Below are 16679 nucleotides of genomic sequence, written 5' to 3' on the forward strand. Positions count from 1 at the left end.
AACAACTCCTAAACATTATGTCTAAAGTGAGTAATATCACCATCTTGCATAATATAATCCTTACCCTCTAGTCTAACCTTACCAGCTTCTTTAGCTTTAGTCATTGAACCATCATAATTCATAAGTTCATCAAAGGAAATTATCTCCGCTCTAATAAATCCTCTAGATATATCCGAATGAATTTTACCAGCAGCATCAACAGCTTTTGTACCCTTTTTTATTGTCCAAGCTCTAGTTTCAATTTCCCCGGTGGTTATAAATGAAATTAATCCCAATAAATCATAACTTGCAATAATAAGTTTTTCTAAACCAGGTTTTTCTAGTCCAATCATTTCTAAGTAATCCTTCTTTTCTTCATCTTCCAGTGTCGAAATTTCAGCTTCAATTTTAGCTGAGATTACTACAACTTTGGCCTCTTCTGTCTTTGCAAATTCTCTAACTTGTTGCACATATGGATTTGATTGTCCATCATCAGCAACTTCTTCTTCAGATACATTTGCAACATATATTATAGGCTTTGTTGATAATAAATTATATCCTTTTAATATTTTTTGTTCTTCTTGTGTCAAATCTAAAACTCTAGCACTTTTTCCTTCTTCTAAAGTTTTATATACTCTTTGTATCAACTCTAATTCAGCTTTTTTTTCCTTATCAGATTTAGCCAATTTATTTAATCTATTCATAATATTTTCAAGCATATCCATATCAGAAAAAATAAGTTCTAAATTAATTGTTTCAATATCCTTCAACGGATTTACTTCACCATCTACATGAATTACATTAGGATCTTCAAAGCATCTTAAAACTTCAACGATAGCTTCTGATTCTCTAATATTCGCTAAAAACTTATTACCTAAACCTTCTCCCTTGCTAGCACCTCTAACAAGCCCGGCTATATCATAAAATTCTATATATGCAGATACGATTTTCTTTGAATTATTTAATTCCGATAATTTTTCTAATCTATAATCCGGAACGTCTACAACCCCTACATTTGGTTCAATAGTTGTAAATGGATAATTAGCTGATTCCGCTCCTGCTTTTGTAATAGCATTAAAAAGTGTTGATTTGCCAACATTTGGCAATCCTACTATACCTAATTTCATATTTACCTAACCTTTCTATACCAAATAATTATAACTTAAAATTTAAATAATTTGAAGATAAACCGACAATTTAATGTATAATTGATATATGAAAACTTTTTGGAGGAAAAATGAATAAATTAAATATTAAAACTATAGCTTTAGACCTTGATGGTACATTACTAGATAATGAACATAATATTCAACCCAAAACTAAAAAAGCTTTAATCAAATTACACAATGAAGGGGTGAAAATTATATTAGCATCCGGTAGACCCGTGCTTGCAATGCTAAAATATGCTAAGGAGCTTGAATTAGATAAAAATAATGGAATTATAATTTCCAACAATGGTGCAATAGCTTATGATGTAGCAAATAATAAATTAATTTATGAAACACCTTTATCTAAAGAACTTGTTTATGAAGTTTTAGATTATGTAGAAAATAAAAAAATATATCCAATGATTAATAGGGATGAATATATGTATGTTGAAGATGTTTACAATGCTGTTGTTGATACCGGAAATTTAGGTAAAGGAAGGATAAATGTTATTGAATGGGAAGCAAGAAATGGTGGATTTTTACTTCAAGAAGTAAAATCATTAAAAAATTTTGTAGATTTCAATATAAATAAAATCCTTACAATAATGGAGCCAAAATACCTTGATGATGCAAAAGCAGAGATAACTGAAAAATTTAAAGATAAACTTTATGTAGCTCAAACGTCACCATTCTTTCTAGAATACATGAGTTTAGGAGTAAGCAAAGCAAATGCTCTCGAAAAATTAGGTATCAAAAGTGAAACTTTATTATCTTTCGGTGACAGTTCAAATGACAAGGAAATGGTCGAATATGCTAAATACGGAGTTGCTATGGGAAATGGTAAAGAAGAAGTTAAAAATGCAGCTTTCCATGTTACTGATGACAATAATAACGAAGGAATTTTCAAGGCATTAAAACATTTTGGATTAATTTAAATAAAAATTTGTAAAATTAATTGTTACAATTTAAATACAAAATCACATCACATATGTTTGACAACTCCAGAATTTTTATTTTTCATCATTCAACTATTTCAAGAAATCTTATAAAGATGGGTTCTTTAAAAGGGGCTGTTGCATAATGACATAAAAATCATTATTCAATGGCTCTTTTTCTTTTTTTATGTAGATATTGATATTACTTGATTGGATTTAGATTCATAGCTATCGCCATTAAATTTATCTCGGTTACTATAATTTATACCTTCTAATGAAGTTATGTTTTCTAAATAATTTAACCTGTATTTCTCAAATATTTCTGTAAAATATAGCGATTTTGTCTTAAATCCATCTTTGTTCCAATCAAAACATTTATATACTTTAGATGTTGAAATATAGCCGCTTTTCTTTACTCTTTTTTTATCTTTTATTCTTACAAACAAATCACCATCTTTACTTTCATAACTGTCTGTCTCTTTGTTATCGATTAAACTTTCTCTAAATTTCAAATCTTCTTTATATTTTCTAGTTTTTTATATCTCATAGTTTGAAGGCTTTATGAAAGCTCTTAAATTTTTCGAATCCAAATACACATAATTTTCTTCACTCTCATATCCTGCATCACAGACTATTTTGTCCATATATTTATCGAAGTTAGAATAAAGTTTATCTACAAAAATTTGATAATGTCCCTAAGTTTTTGTTTTTCCTCTTTTAATGCTTTTATTATTAACTTTTCATCTGAAAAATCACTAATTTTCAAATATTTAGCTATCTTTTCAAGTAAGTTATTCTTAAATTTTATGATTGATTTTTTCCAAACAAAAATATATTTATTGGAATTAGCTTCAATTTTAGTACCATCAATGTATATGCTTGAAGCATCTAAAAAGTCATTTTCTAACAAATACTGATTATTTAAATAAAGTATTTTCTCAACGAAATGTGCTAATTTATTTCTAAATCTATTTTTAATTGAATTTCTACATGCTTTAGGCTAGAATTAAACACAGATAAAGTATTGTATGTCATAAAACTATTTTATCACAAAAAGCCCTGAATGGTTAGAATTCAGAGCTTTTTCGTTACATTTATTAAATTATTTTAATTTAAAGAGGCTATTTTGCAACAGCCCCTTCTTTATCTTAATTCAAATTTCCTATTCAAGCGCAGAAATTATTAAATATTATTTTATCTCAAAACTTTCCTTACTAAAATTTTCTTTGAAAGGATAAATTTTTTCATTATCGTCACTAATAAAATATATCGTATTTAAATCTGATGACATAATGCCTACATCAAATTCTACATGTTTTTCGGAATCAGTTATTTTAGAAATTTTACCTTCGCCTTTTATCTTTTTAAACTCATCTTTTTAGTACCATAAATAGTGTAAGAAAGAAAGTGATTTCTATCTTGCACTATTTTTGTATAATGAAGAAGTAGTATGACGATCGTCTTTTAGGGTTAAAACATCCGCAATAAAAACTGTCATCTACCTCTTCATTATTCATATTCGGTTAAGCAGGTTGGGCAAAACGTCCGTGTCACGAGCTAAAATGAGTGTAATGGTGCAGGTAGGAACTACAAATTTAAAAGAAAGAAGGTAAGAAAATGATATCTATAGGAATAGATATAGCAAAAGAAAAATTTACAGCCTGTGCCTTAGAACAAGGTAGCAAAATTATTTGGAAGCCCTTTGATGTAAATCTTAACAAACCAGAAGTAGAAGGATTCTTAAATAAACTAAAAGATTTAAATCAAGAAATCAAAATAGTCATGGAAGCAACAGGAAAATATCATTTGCCAATTCTTTATGAATTAAAAAAACAAGGATACTTTGTAGCAGTAATTAATCCATTAAAAATGAAACAGTTCTGCCGAGTGTTAAACTTCAGAAAAGCAAAAAATGATAATATAGATGCCACACAAATAGCAGAATATGGGTTGATGTATTGGAAAGAATTACAAGAACACAAAGTAGATACAGAAAATTTTAGAACTCTAAAAGAATTAAACAGATCTTATCAGCATTACATGGACCTAAGAATCAATCAAATGAACTTCATAGACCAAACAATCAGTCAAACATTTCCGGGAATAAAAAAATTAATATCTCATGGATCTAAAGACTTCTCAAAAGACAAACTATTAGATTTCTTAGAAACATGGTGGCACAAAGACCTAGTTTTAGAAAAAACAGAAGAAAAATTCATAGAAGACTTTAAGAACTGGGCAAAAGAAAAGAGATACCATCCTAATGCTGATAAAGCTAAATCCATTTACAAGCTTGCAGAGGAAAGTATCTCAACTCAACCTTCCAATAGCTCATACATAAAGATGAACCTACAAGAAGGGATAGAATTGATCAAACATATAAATCAAATTCTATATAATATTTTATCACAAATGATAGAAATTGCCGAGCCTCTAGAAGAATATCAAGAAGCCAAAAAATTCTCAGGAATATCAGACAAATTAGCAGTACAAATAACAGCAGAATTTGGAGACTTATCAAAATTTAAAAATAAAAAATGCCTAATATCCTTTGTAGGAATAGACTCACCACCATATGAATCGGGGAATTTCAAAGCAGATCAGAGAAAAATAACCAAAAGAGGTAATGCAATACTTAGAAAAATAGGATACCAATCTATGAAATGTATGATGAGTGTTAAAAATCCAGAAAATGAAATATATCTATATATGCTAAAAAAAGAAAAAGATGGAAAAGCAAAAAAAGTATGTAAATTTGCAGGCTTAAATAAGTTCTTAAGAATCTACTATGCAAAAGTTATGGCATCAAAACAAGAAAAGGAGGCGTTAAAAGTAGCTTAGAGTTAGGAATAGAATAGTTAAAACAAGCCGATATCAACCGGCTTATTTGCTATGCTTAAATTCAATACTAAATATTACAAGCCTACTCTGAAATTAATTTCGGAGTAGGCTTGACTTTTGTTAGCAGGTTTTTATATCATAAATATAGTGATATTCAGTAAAGTTTGTGAAATTCTTTTCAGCACTTATTAATAATATATCTTTTTCATAATCTAGAACTATACTAGAAAAAAAACTGGTAAAAAGCTCTTGTCAACATCAACTCCATACGCTTTTGTAATTTTCTTTTGTGATTTATCATATATAAAAAACGAATCTGGAGTGGTAATAACCGCGTAATCTTTTTTTTCATATACATAAGGCGGATGTTCACCCCATAATTCAAAAGCAGAATAACTTGGAGACTTCAAAGCTATACCTGAGACCTTGCATCCACTAATGGCTAACAATGCAATTATAGAAATTATATAAAATAATTTTTTCATGATTTTATATTCCTTTTATACCGAATCTCAAGATCAGATTTTTCCGACTCTAAATCTTTTTTATCCACCATCTTGTTCTCTTCTTTATAAATCTCGTTTATTTTATTTATAAGTTATTCAGCTTGTTCCTCTAATACAATAGGAGTTACATTTTCTTCTTTAAGATTACTACTTTTCATCATCATAGGCATATCTTTTGAAATATTTTCAAGTTCATCAGATTCATTTGTCCAAATTTGTATATCAAATCCACATATTTCATCAAATACATTATCTACAATAAATGCGTTTACATTGTTATCAATCTTTATAATAATATTTGTTGTTATTGTACTCATATCAACTTGACCATCGGCATATAAATAGTCACTTTTAATATTAACTGTATATACAGCTTTTCCATTTAGTTCATTAACTTCTATTAGCTCAGTTTTTATTGTCTTTTCATTCTTCTTCAAATTATATAATGAAGAGTTATAGTTTAACACTTTCTTCTTATTAATTAAATATGACTTTAATGTATCAGTAAGTTCAAAGTCAAATATTTTTTCATCATCAAACATAAAGTATTTGAAGACTTTTTCTGCAAAATCCGTAACATATTTATCAGTACTGCTATAGTCTAATGCAGTTATCTTCGATTCTTTAGCACTTGCAACATAGGAATTACTTAATATTATTAATAAAGTTAATAATATACTTAAAGCTTTTTTCTTCATTAAACACCTCCTCAATTGTATTTTTATAACTATATTATAAATTAATTTTTTATTTATACCAACGTTTTCTTATCTTATTATTAAAATTAAAATATTCCTTCTAATAGTGATGAAACTTAAATAATCCAAGCATTCATTACATGAAACAAAAAATGGCTCATCTAAATCTGTTGAATCTATATTCATAACAGATATCGATGAACCATTTCTACTAGTCCTATTAAATTTTACTTTTTTTACAACGCTATTTTATAATTACCATTCAAAATCTATTCTATTTAATTTATCACTGATTTCTTCAGGTAATAAACCTACATTGTGCATTTCTATTACAAGGAAAAGAAATTCAGGTGGTAAATTTTAATATGCTCTCCTTATGTTTTAATTGTAGTTCTACAGATATCATAAAATATTTTCAAACATAACACAATTAAAACTCTCTCATATATGGGCTTATTTCCGTTTCTACGAATTCTCCAGTTTCTTCCCTGATAATTCTATTGTATTTTAGTTTAGAAACTGGATTTTCTGCAGTCTCTTTGTATTTGTTGAAATCTGCATTCTTCATTAATTCATTAGCACCAATTTGAGTTTTGTAGTCCTTTGAAGGATTGTAGTTGTTGACATAATATTCTAGATCTTCTTCACGAACTTGGTATTTGTTCGCATATTCTGAAATAGCAGTAAAAATGTGTTTTTCTATTTCTTGATTAATTATGGCTGCCATATTTTTATCCTTGTATTTGTATCTCAGATTTTCATCTTTCAATTCTTCAAGGATTTGGCTCATAATTTCTGCAACACCTTCTTTATTTTGTCTATATTTGTTAATATGTTCTTCAACTTCTTCAAATTTGTTCGCCTTGATTTCTTCTGCTGTAGGCACTAGAGATTGAAGCAACATTACAATATAGTTATAGTCGATTTGTTCAGTCTGAATGGTCTGTATCTGATATTCAACATCAATTGGCACGACATCATCACCATTATCATCACTAGCATTCATACGTTTAAGCTCTTCAATGATATTATGATAATTTCCTGAATAATTTTCAAATTCTTCATCTGAAATCACACCCACAATTTCCATAGGGTCTGTTTCATAATATTCGCTATACACCTTAATCGCAGAAAATGCCTTATCATATTTTTGAAATGCTCTCGCAAATCTTATCATTACTTCTTTGTTTCCAAAAATACGTGAAACATCTGTTAAAATTGGCGCAATTTCCATTAGTGCAAAATATGTTTCTCTTAGTGATTTCTTTGCCTCATCAAAACTTGGCGCTTGTACATAATCTTCCCCACCATTAGAATAAAGCACAATCGCATCTTCAACAGCTTGTCTAAATTTATTCGGCATTCTAAATGTGACGACTTGACCATAGATTTTTTGACTATCAAATATTCTATTCGTCCTTGAAAATGCCTGAATCAAATTATGCGGTGGCATTGGGTTTCTATCAATAAATAGGGTTGAAAGACAAGGAGCATCAAACCCAGTCAAAAGCCTGTCAACTACAATCACAATGTCCAGTTGCTCAGACCTTGACTTGTATTTAGCCATTTTCCTTTGTAGCCTATTATTTAAATCCCTATTGTATGCCCTCTCCGTTTCCAGATTAAATGTTGTATCAAACATTTCATTGTAAATTTGCAGAGATTCCTTCATTTTCTTTTGATCAGAAATTGACCTCTCCTCATTTTCAGAAATGGAATAAGTTATTGCAACCTTTGGAAAATCAACAATTTGACTCTTTACTCTTTCAGAAATCTTTACAGAGGATTTTCCATTCTTAACATCTTGGAAAAGCTCAAAATATCGTTGAGCCTCTTTTATAGAACTTGTAGTGAGAATGGCACAATATGCCTGCCCCGGTCCTTTATTTAACCCCAGTTTATTATCAGATCTATTTATAATACTGTTTATTACTTGCAATTTATGCGTATCATTATCAAAAATGTCATTTGTAAATTCCGCTTCAAGCTCTTCATCCGTCAAATTATACAGATCGATCCCATTTTCTTTCATCTTAAATCTGAAATCATCATAGTCGATAGTGTTTTTGTATTCCATTTGAAAACCAAGCACCGCCCCATTTTCAATGGCTTCCTTAACAGTATATGTATGTAAAACCTTACCATACTGAGCCTCGGTCGTCCTTGCAAGATCGCCTTTTTCTGCCTTCGCATTTTCTACAAAAATTGGCGTACCTGTAAAACCATACCAAAGAGAAGAGCGGAAAAATCTCTTTATCTCTCTTTGCTTTTCTGGGGATACCGCTCTATGACATTCATCCACAACAAATGCCAACTTAAGCTCTTTTATCTTTTCATATTTTTTATTTGATTCCCTATTATTAATCTTTCTGATTAATGTATTTAACTTTTGAATGGTTGTGATGATAACTGTCCTGTCACTTGAAACTAACTTATTTTCTAAATCGAAAGTATCATCTGTTTCATCAATTGTAACTAAATCATTTTCAGAATAATTTAGAAATGAAGATGTCGTCTGTTGATCTAAATCCACCCTATCAACGATAAATATTGCTTTATCAAGTGAAGGTATTTTTAACAGATTCTTCGCCACTTTATATGAGGTCAAGGTCTTACCTGAGCCGGTCGTATGCCAGATATATCCAGATTCGCCTCTTTTTATAGCACTTTTAACTGCATTAATCGCATGAATTTGATACGGACGTAAAAGGATGATTGACTTTGACTGCTTGTCCAATACGGAATAGTCCGAAATCATTAAATGAGCTTCAGGCACTCTAAGTACTGCATCTGCAAATTCGTACAGATTAGACACCTTATTATTATTCTCATCGACCCAAACGCTCAAAAACTTCTCATTTAAGCCATTCTTGGATGAAGCAATATATCTCGTATCCACTCCGTTTGATATAACAAACATCTGAATGGCAGAAAATATACCCGTAAATTTATCCTCTTCGATATATTTTTTCACCTGTCTAAATCCATCCATATATGGATGGGCTTTATTTTTCAATTCCACATGGATAAGTGGCAAACCATTAACCAACAAAGTCACATCAAATCTTCTATTCCTGTCCATCTCATGTCTTTTGTTAGATTCAAATTGATTGATAACTTCATAGACTGAAGTCCCACCCGCAATATCATTTGAATTAAGCAAATGAAGTCTGATAGTGCCTAGTTTTGCGTTATCTCTTCTTACTTCCACTTTGGCAATTCCATTTTCACCCGTCAAAAATTTAGCCGCTTCATAGAAACTGCTAAAGTCCAACTGACTCTTAACCTGTCTAAACTCAGTTTCAGACAACATAACATCGTTCAATTTGTCTGTGTTATTTCTCTCTAGAATGTTTTTTAAATTATCCCAAAGCTTTTCTTCGGTGTTCAAATCTTTTCGATATGTCCACTGAGATTTGCCCATGGTCAATCGTTCAATTAATTTGTCCTCTAATTCTTGTTCTGTTGTAAATCCCATCGCTGTCCTCGTTAAAACATTTTAAATTGATTAATATAGTATTCTTTTATGTCCTTATAAAACTCAAATTCCCTGTCAAACATTTCTCTCACACTACCCGTTTCGCCCTCTCCAAAATCAATATGAAGCTCTCTATTTGACAAAACATTTTCCTCGTTTAATAATAAATTCCTTAAAAATCTCACCAAATACACATTCGTCCTATTTGTCTTCTTAGGAATGTTTGTGTAATTTGGCCTGACCAATGCATTTCTAAAATACCATGCATTTTCAGCAAATATCGTATTTTCGACCTCAAAACCCAAAGTTCTCAAAGAGCTCCTTATGAATGGAAATCACTTCTCCCGGCGACAAGCTAAATGAGTTTTCATATATTAACTTTGTAATCTTCACCGAAACGCTATCCGCCTCACGAGTACGCGCCTGCCCTCTATCAGGCTTTTCCTCATAATATGACTTCATCAAATCCTGCACATCCTGAATGCTAATCTCACCATCAATATTCTTCACCGCATTTTCAACAAGATAATCAGAAGTCTTTAACCCATCCACCGCCTGCAGCCCCATGGCAGTCTTCCAGACAATCGACTTTCGCTTCTTGTCCGGCTCTGATTGTTCGATGTATTGTGGGAATGGATCTTAGTACATAATGGGCTCCTTCACTAACTAAAATATAATTTTCTTATAACTTACACATTTAATATATTAGTTATTTATTAGTTTTGTTAATCTTTCTAATACTTCTTTATTATTTATAACAACAATTGATAATTTATTTTTTACTCTTGTTACATTTTGATATAACATCATCATAGCATCATATTTCACGTTTGTTATAACTTTAGATCTTAGCTTATTTTCTGAATTGTAATAAAAATTTTCATCAATAATTACTACTACTTTATCAAATTCTTGACCTATTACTTTATGAGAACTATTCATACCATTAATTTTATATTTATCGAGTATATTCTCATAATAATTTGATGTTGAAAATTCAGGATACATCCACCCTTTTTCTACCATTTTTTTTAAGTAGTTTATTGCTTCATAGTATTCATTAAAATAATAAATAGTTATATCATTAAAATTACTTCTATAAAATTTAGACTTATCAAAAAGACAATTTATAAAATTATAAATATCTTTATTTGATCTAATTCTTCCTTTCAATTTTACTACATTTTTTATGGAGTTTAATATCTGTATAGTTTTACTTTTTGACTCGTCTATACTTAGAGTTTGTCTAGGATCATAACTAAAAACACCTACACATTCTGTTTCTTTAATTTTATTAATAACATATTCAAACTGGTTTATAGCAATTCTTTGAGTTTCATCAAATATTATATAATCAATTTTACTAAAATCTATATCATATATATTTTTTACAGAAATAATATTAAAATTATTTTCATTTAATTTTTTATGTCCTTTATTGAGTATTCCACAATGAACTAAAACAACATTTTTATTATTTGAAATTAAATCCAATGATATATCGTAAATTAAAAGACTTTTCCCAGACCCAGCCTTGCCTTGTATACAAATTAGTTTTTTATTTTCTTGTATCCATTTCATAATATTATGTTTTTTTTCATTTTGTTCGTCTGTTAAAAAATATTCCTTATTAATAAATCTTTTTGTGTCATTAAAAGGTGATATTAAATAATTTGTTGGTATAAATAAATTGTCAATGTCTAGGTTTAAATTTTTTATATTATTTAAGACTTTTATGAGTTCACAAAAATCCGTTTCTATCAATTCATCATTTTCTAATTTGAATAATTTATCTTCTTCTTTTAGAAAAGTAAATAAAAAAGTATTTTTGTTTAAAAACCTTAAATAGTATCTATTTTGTATAAGTTGATTCTTAATTTTTTCAACTTTTTGTTTTCTTTTTATTTCTATATTGATTATAGACTGATCATCAAATTTAATTAAATCAAATTCCTTTGAAATATTTGGAATTGAATACCCGTAAAAAAAATTTTCAAAAATCTCTATATTATCTTCTATTTCTATAATGTTTTGAATTAATTTATCCAAGCATTCAATTTCATTTCTAGAATATCTAGTATCACTTCCGGTAATAAACCTATGAAATTTTTGAATATAATTTTCATTTTGTAATCCAATACAAGCTTGAGTATAAACGTAAATATTTAAATTTTTCATTTTTGTTACCTATATAAACATTTTATCTAATAATGTTTTCTTTAGTTTCTTGTAAGCATCAAGTTTTTGTTGTTGTAAAGAGATTTGGTTGTCTATCTCAAAAAAGATTTTAGAAATCTTTTCTTGTTCTAAATCTGAAGGTATAGAGATAATAATATTTTCTAAATCTCTAATTTGGATATTTGGTAGTCCACTTCCTACTCTCAATCTCATTATTGACTTTTCTATGGATTTTAAAAAAGATAATAAAAAATATGATTTTACAGTTAAATGAATCAGTGTATAATTATGTCCCCCGCTAAAAAATTTTTGATTATTCCATTTTACGTAACCACAGTTCTCTCCACCTTCACTTATAGAAATAGTATTTTTATTAGAATTCCATAAATTAGTCCTATTTGATGGTAATATACCTCCATTTAGGTGATAATATTTTCCATTTTCTGCAATTTTTTCTTTATTAAGTTGCTTTCCTTTCTTAATTTGTGAAACTTCGCTTAACTTTTTCTCTTCCCATTCTCCTTCAAAACCTTCAAACCTAATTTCAGGAACTTTTTCTCCTTGTTTCGGGAACATTTTTTGAAGCATTGATTGTTTGTAGTTTTTTAATTTTTCTACTCTTTCATTGATAGTATTTATTATATTACTAATTGTATTTAATATATATCCTATTTGTTTACTCTCTTCTTTATCTTTTGGAATATCTAATTTTATTTTTGATAACTCTGTTGAATTTATAGCAGGATAACTTGTTCCTGTACATCTTAACATAACCTCGTTTACAAATTTTTCAAGTTGAATTGATTGAAATAGAAAATCATTATTTACCGAATATACGGTCCTTAATTGTGCATATCCAGTTGAAAAAACATAGTTATAATTATTATCTTTAATATCAAATAAAAAATTATTTTTTTGGTATGGCCTTACAGTCTGATAAAATATGTCCCCATATTCTGCTAATCTTTGTGCTCTTGAAGGAGCCGTATTAATATGTTCAACTCTACTATTAACAAGGGTTGAACCTTCAACAGATTCTAAATCCACATATTTAAAGTCATTTGGAAGAATTGATTTTGGATTAATTTCAGCAATCTCCCCCAACCTCTTCTCTTCCCATTCCTCCTCAAATCCATCAAATCTAATCTCTGGTATTCTCTTCTTTTTAGCCATTCTATTCACCAAACCTTTCTAGCACTTGGATAAATTCCTTCAACTCTTTGTCGGCCTCTTCGTTTGTGCCGTGAAGTTCGTGAAGCATTCCTAAAAGCGCTTTTTCTGAAGCCTCTAACTTCATCTTTGTTTCGGTTAGATTTTTGGAAATTTCGTTTAGTGGCACGATTGGTTCGGGCTCAAAAGTGTCCACATATCTTGGAATGTTTAGATTAAATTCATTTTCTTTGATTTCCTCAAACGAAGCAAGATAGGCGTATTTATCAATGTTTTCCCTGTTTTTGTAGGCATTCAAAATCTTAGTGATATTTTCTTCGGTCAGCTCATTTCGATTAGACTTTTTTTCAAATTCTCTTGAAGCGTCGATAAATAACACATCCCTATTTGTCCTATTTTTCTTCAAAATGATTACAGTTGTCGGGATGCCCGTATTGAAAAATATCTTTTCAGGAAGTCCGATAACTGTGTCGATATTACCATTCTCAAGAAGAATTTTTCTGATTTGCTCCTCTCTCGCACCTCTAAATAGCACGCCGTGAGGCAAAACAATCGCCATTACTCCTTCAGCTTTCAAATGATAAAATCCGTGAAGTAAAAATGTATAGTCTGCCCTTGAAGCCGTTGGAATCACACCAAAAGAAGAAAATCTAGGGTCATCTAAAAATCCTTGGGCAGCAGACCATTTCGCAGAATATGGTGGATTCATAACAACCGCGTCAAAATCTGTCGGCTCTTCAACCGGCCAGTCATATTCAAGCGTATCACCATTATTCAGCGATTGATTGCTAGGCGCAACCCCGTGCAGAATCATATTCATTCGAGCAAGGTTATATGTCGAAGTGTTAATCTCTTGTCCAAAATACCTTACCGTGCCCGTTTCGTGGGAATGCTTACCAATGTTCAAAAGTAGCGAACCAGAACCCATTGTAGGGTCATAAACCGTAAATCCCTTTTTATCCTCTTTACCTTGAATCACTATTCTAGCCATCAAATCAGAAACTTGATGAGGAGTATAGAACTCGCCCGCCTTTTTACCTGACTCAGAAGCGAATTGACCAATTAGATATTCGTAGGCATCTCCCAACACATCACCAGAATATTCAGAAAAGTTCAAATCTTTCAGCTCTTTCATAATTTGAGAAATAGTCTGGTTTTGCTTATTAGGAGTCGAACCAAGTTTCTTAGAATACAAATCTATATCTTCAAAAAGATTTTCAAAAAGCGCATCCGCCTTTTCAATATCATTAAATCCATCTTGCAAATCTTCCAGTTGAAACACCTTATCTTCAACAGTTTGCATAAGTTGGGTAAAAGTGTATTCCGGCTTAATCACATAAGAATATTGATCCTTCAATTCATCCAAAAGATCCTGTTTAATCTCTTCATCATTCAACGCTTCTTCATAAATCTTTTGCGCTTCCGCCAAATCATGTGTCTCTTGTTCAAGCAACACACTCACCCTATATAGCAATTTATCTGATAAGTATTTATAAAAAATAATTCCCAATAAATAGTTTTTGTATTCATTTGCATCCATCTTTGAACGCAAAACATCCGCTGCATTCCACAGTGATTGATATAATGATTTTTGTGACATACTTACTCCTTAATAGTAATTCTTAAACTATTGAATTACCCTCTTCTAAATATTTATTAAAAAATGTTTTCATGTATAAATTATAGCATAAAAAATGTTAGAAGAGCGAATTGTCTTCTAACATTTTTTTATTAAACCTTAAAACAAACCAAAATAATAGCTTAAAAATTAGTATCATTTACATTATTTAATCCTTATCGATTTCATCCATTAGAAACAACTAAATATTTTTTAACAATTTCGCTTTTATATATCCAAAAGTTTTATCTAATTATTTTAATATTGATTAATCACAAAAATGTTAACCTTTTATAGTCTGCAAATATTTTTTATGTAATTTTTATATTAATACCTATATATCGTTCATTTTTATATAGTTTATATTAGTTTTTAAATGTCATATGTTTATTAGAAAAAATTTTTATTATTTTTATAAAAAAACTAATGCTATAATTTTTACTAAATATACTGTAATAATTAAATTATTATCTGTCCCTAAAAAAAGCGATTAAATATATTAGATTGTAATCTAAATTTTATTTATTAATAACTTTTATAAGTTTAAAAAAATTATTTATCTACAAATAAATTAAGACATAGTCTACATTGTCAGCATTACAATATGACACTTATATGAATTACCTTAAGTTATTCAATGAATTCGCTACTAATTTTTATAAGTCATATAATAAACACTCGTAAATTAGTCAAAAAACTCTATCAAATTATATAAAAGTAAAAATAACTGAGCTGCGTCTCTTCTTCTTACCTTGCAATGAAGCATTCCATGAGAAACAAAGTTTCGATTAATTACGCATGGTTGTTTCTTAAAGTTGTCTCCATTTGCGAATGTAACCGTTAGAGCACTATTAATATTTATAAGATTTAGTAATGAAAAAAACGCATTTCTATTCACAAGTTTCAACTCCATTTCATCATAAATTTTTTGTGCTCCTCGAAGGCCAACTTTTCTATTTTTTTCTTTATTTTGATAACGAATTATTTTTCCATCTATAAGTGCGAAAATTATCATTACACAAGACTTATATTTTCTATTTTCAAAATTTTCAATAGCTTCTTCTAAATCATCTTTTCTAATATTATTTAATTTGCGTAATTCTATAAAAAGTTTCATCATTGATGATTTATTTATATATTGCCTCATGTACTCATTAGCTTCTTCTATTGACTGAGGCTTTTTGTTAAATACATTCAATGTTGCGTAAGGTGGAACTGTCCAACCATATTGACCCCAAACCTTATAACTTTCTTGTAATGCTTCTTTTTGTTCGTTTGAAATCGACGGAATCTTTATACTCTTTACTAACTCTGCAAGAGCATTACTGATTCTTTTAAAATTTTCACTATAATCAGATATTGATTTTATAATAGTTTCGGACATATATCTCATTGTTTCAAAAACTGAAGATTTATAAAAATCTTGAAAAATTCTATTTAACCTTAAAATTGGCTCTGATAATACATTTATTTTAGAAAAGGCTTCTATTTTTGGTATTTCTATTTTAGGAAAAGCCAACTTACTGACAGACTCAAAATTAGGCTTTAATGCTTTCACCATTTTCTCATTAAACTTATTAATATATTGCTGAAACGCTTCTACAAATCTATCAAATTGATTCTCTGAATTACTATTCAAATAATATAGTTTAAGTTTTTCATTGCATTCAATATAAGTATTTATAAATCTAACTAATTCATTATATGAAATTTTTCCAATATATGGTTTATATTGTATGTCACTATGATTACCTATAATCTCCCTAATAATCTCCGAGGATTCTAAATTTTTGTTGTTATAAAAAAAATCAATATCTTCTTTTGAAATAAAGCAATCAACTTCAATTCTCTGTTCCCCTACAACTATTTCTATTTTGGGATGGTCTTTTATATCAAAACCTTCCATTTGGAGTTCTCCTTCCTATTTTATAAATTAATTAATAAAGTTGAATGAAAAAAAATAATTTTTTATTTTTAATTCCATCCGAAACCCAGTATACATCGTTACACTTCACTATTGCCATAATAAGACTACTATAACTGTGAATTAGATAATATCTATATTATAAACCTACTTCTTATTTATCTTATTTTGCATGTATTTCTTTCCTATCATATCTCTTTTTTT

14 protein-coding genes are annotated in these 16679 nt (G+C 29.1%); 2 read left to right on the forward strand and 12 right to left on the reverse strand.

What is annotated here, in order from left to right:
- Window positions 1–8: 8 nt before the first annotated feature.
- Window positions 9–1106 carry a redox-regulated ATPase YchF gene (gene ychF / locus ABGF45_RS02355; protein WP_134711563.1) on the reverse strand — a complete coding sequence of 366 codons (1098 nt, stop codon included), beginning with the start codon at window positions 1104–1106 and terminating at the stop codon, window positions 9–11.
- A 110-nt stretch (window positions 1107–1216) separates the two neighbouring features.
- Here ychF and ABGF45_RS02360 point away from each other — a divergent pair, with 110 nt between their 5' ends.
- Window positions 1217–2062 carry a Cof-type HAD-IIB family hydrolase gene (locus ABGF45_RS02360; RefSeq protein ID WP_134743837.1) on the forward strand — a complete coding sequence of 282 codons (846 nt, stop codon included), beginning with the start codon at window positions 1217–1219 and terminating at the stop codon, window positions 2060–2062.
- Between the two features lie 185 nt (window positions 2063–2247).
- Here ABGF45_RS02360 and ABGF45_RS02365 read toward each other — a convergent pair whose 3' ends face one another.
- Both ABGF45_RS02365 and ABGF45_RS02370 read right to left on the reverse strand, forming a co-directional pair.
- Window positions 2248–2574, reverse strand: a complete 327-nt coding sequence (locus tag ABGF45_RS02365) for a hypothetical protein (RefSeq protein ID WP_134712010.1) — start codon at window positions 2572–2574, stop codon at window positions 2248–2250.
- Window positions 2575–2735: 161 nt separating this feature from the next.
- Window positions 2736–2972, reverse strand: a complete 237-nt coding sequence (locus ABGF45_RS02370) for a hypothetical protein (RefSeq protein ID WP_134743836.1) — start codon at window positions 2970–2972, stop codon at window positions 2736–2738.
- A 707-nt stretch (window positions 2973–3679) separates the two neighbouring features.
- Here ABGF45_RS02370 and ABGF45_RS02375 point away from each other — a divergent pair.
- Window positions 3680–4903: an IS110 family transposase gene (locus ABGF45_RS02375; protein ID WP_004823452.1), complete on the forward strand. Its 1224-nt coding sequence runs from the start codon at window positions 3680–3682 to the stop codon at window positions 4901–4903.
- A 218-nt stretch (window positions 4904–5121) separates the two neighbouring features.
- Here ABGF45_RS02375 and ABGF45_RS02380 read toward each other — a convergent pair whose 3' ends face one another.
- From ABGF45_RS02380 to ABGF45_RS02420, 9 genes are all read right to left on the reverse strand, one after another.
- A complete protein-coding gene (locus ABGF45_RS02380; protein ID WP_245151511.1) occupies window positions 5122–5388 on the reverse strand; it encodes a hypothetical protein in 267 nt (88 codons plus the stop codon).
- A gap of 113 nt (window positions 5389–5501) precedes the next feature.
- Window positions 5502–6107: a hypothetical protein gene (locus tag ABGF45_RS02385; protein ID WP_134744176.1), complete on the reverse strand. Its 606-nt coding sequence runs from the start codon at window positions 6105–6107 to the stop codon at window positions 5502–5504.
- A 430-nt stretch (window positions 6108–6537) separates the two neighbouring features.
- Window positions 6538–9585, reverse strand: a complete 3048-nt coding sequence (locus tag ABGF45_RS02390; protein ID WP_134744175.1) for a type I restriction endonuclease subunit R — start codon at window positions 9583–9585, stop codon at window positions 6538–6540.
- An 11-nt stretch (window positions 9586–9596) separates the two neighbouring features.
- Complete coding sequence (locus ABGF45_RS02395; protein WP_408111951.1) at window positions 9597–9899, reverse strand: hypothetical protein; 303 nt, start codon at window positions 9897–9899, stop codon at window positions 9597–9599.
- Window positions 9880–10152 (reverse strand): antitoxin VbhA family protein, encoded by a 273-nt coding sequence (locus ABGF45_RS02400; RefSeq protein ID WP_408106054.1) that lies wholly within the window; start codon window positions 10150–10152, stop codon window positions 9880–9882. The genes ABGF45_RS02395 and ABGF45_RS02400 overlap by 20 nt, the downstream gene beginning before the upstream one ends.
- 138 nt (window positions 10153–10290) lie before the next feature.
- Window positions 10291–11763, reverse strand: a complete 1473-nt coding sequence (locus ABGF45_RS02405) for a DNA/RNA helicase domain-containing protein (protein ID WP_134744174.1) — start codon at window positions 11761–11763, stop codon at window positions 10291–10293.
- A gap of 9 nt (window positions 11764–11772) precedes the next feature.
- Window positions 11773–12936, reverse strand: a complete 1164-nt coding sequence (locus ABGF45_RS02410) for a restriction endonuclease subunit S (RefSeq protein WP_408111950.1) — start codon at window positions 12934–12936, stop codon at window positions 11773–11775.
- A 1-nt stretch (window position 12937) separates the two neighbouring features.
- Complete coding sequence (locus tag ABGF45_RS02415; RefSeq protein WP_408111949.1) at window positions 12938–14533, reverse strand: type I restriction-modification system subunit M; 1596 nt, start codon at window positions 14531–14533, stop codon at window positions 12938–12940.
- A gap of 703 nt (window positions 14534–15236) precedes the next feature.
- Window positions 15237–16457 carry a hypothetical protein gene (locus ABGF45_RS02420; protein ID WP_134743905.1) on the reverse strand — a complete coding sequence of 407 codons (1221 nt, stop codon included), beginning with the start codon at window positions 16455–16457 and terminating at the stop codon, window positions 15237–15239.
- Window positions 16458–16679: the final 222 nt, after the last annotated feature.

Source organism: Helcococcus sp. KG196 (genome assembly GCF_046035495.1).
GTDB lineage: Bacteria > Bacillota > Clostridia > Tissierellales > Peptoniphilaceae > Helcococcus > Helcococcus ovis.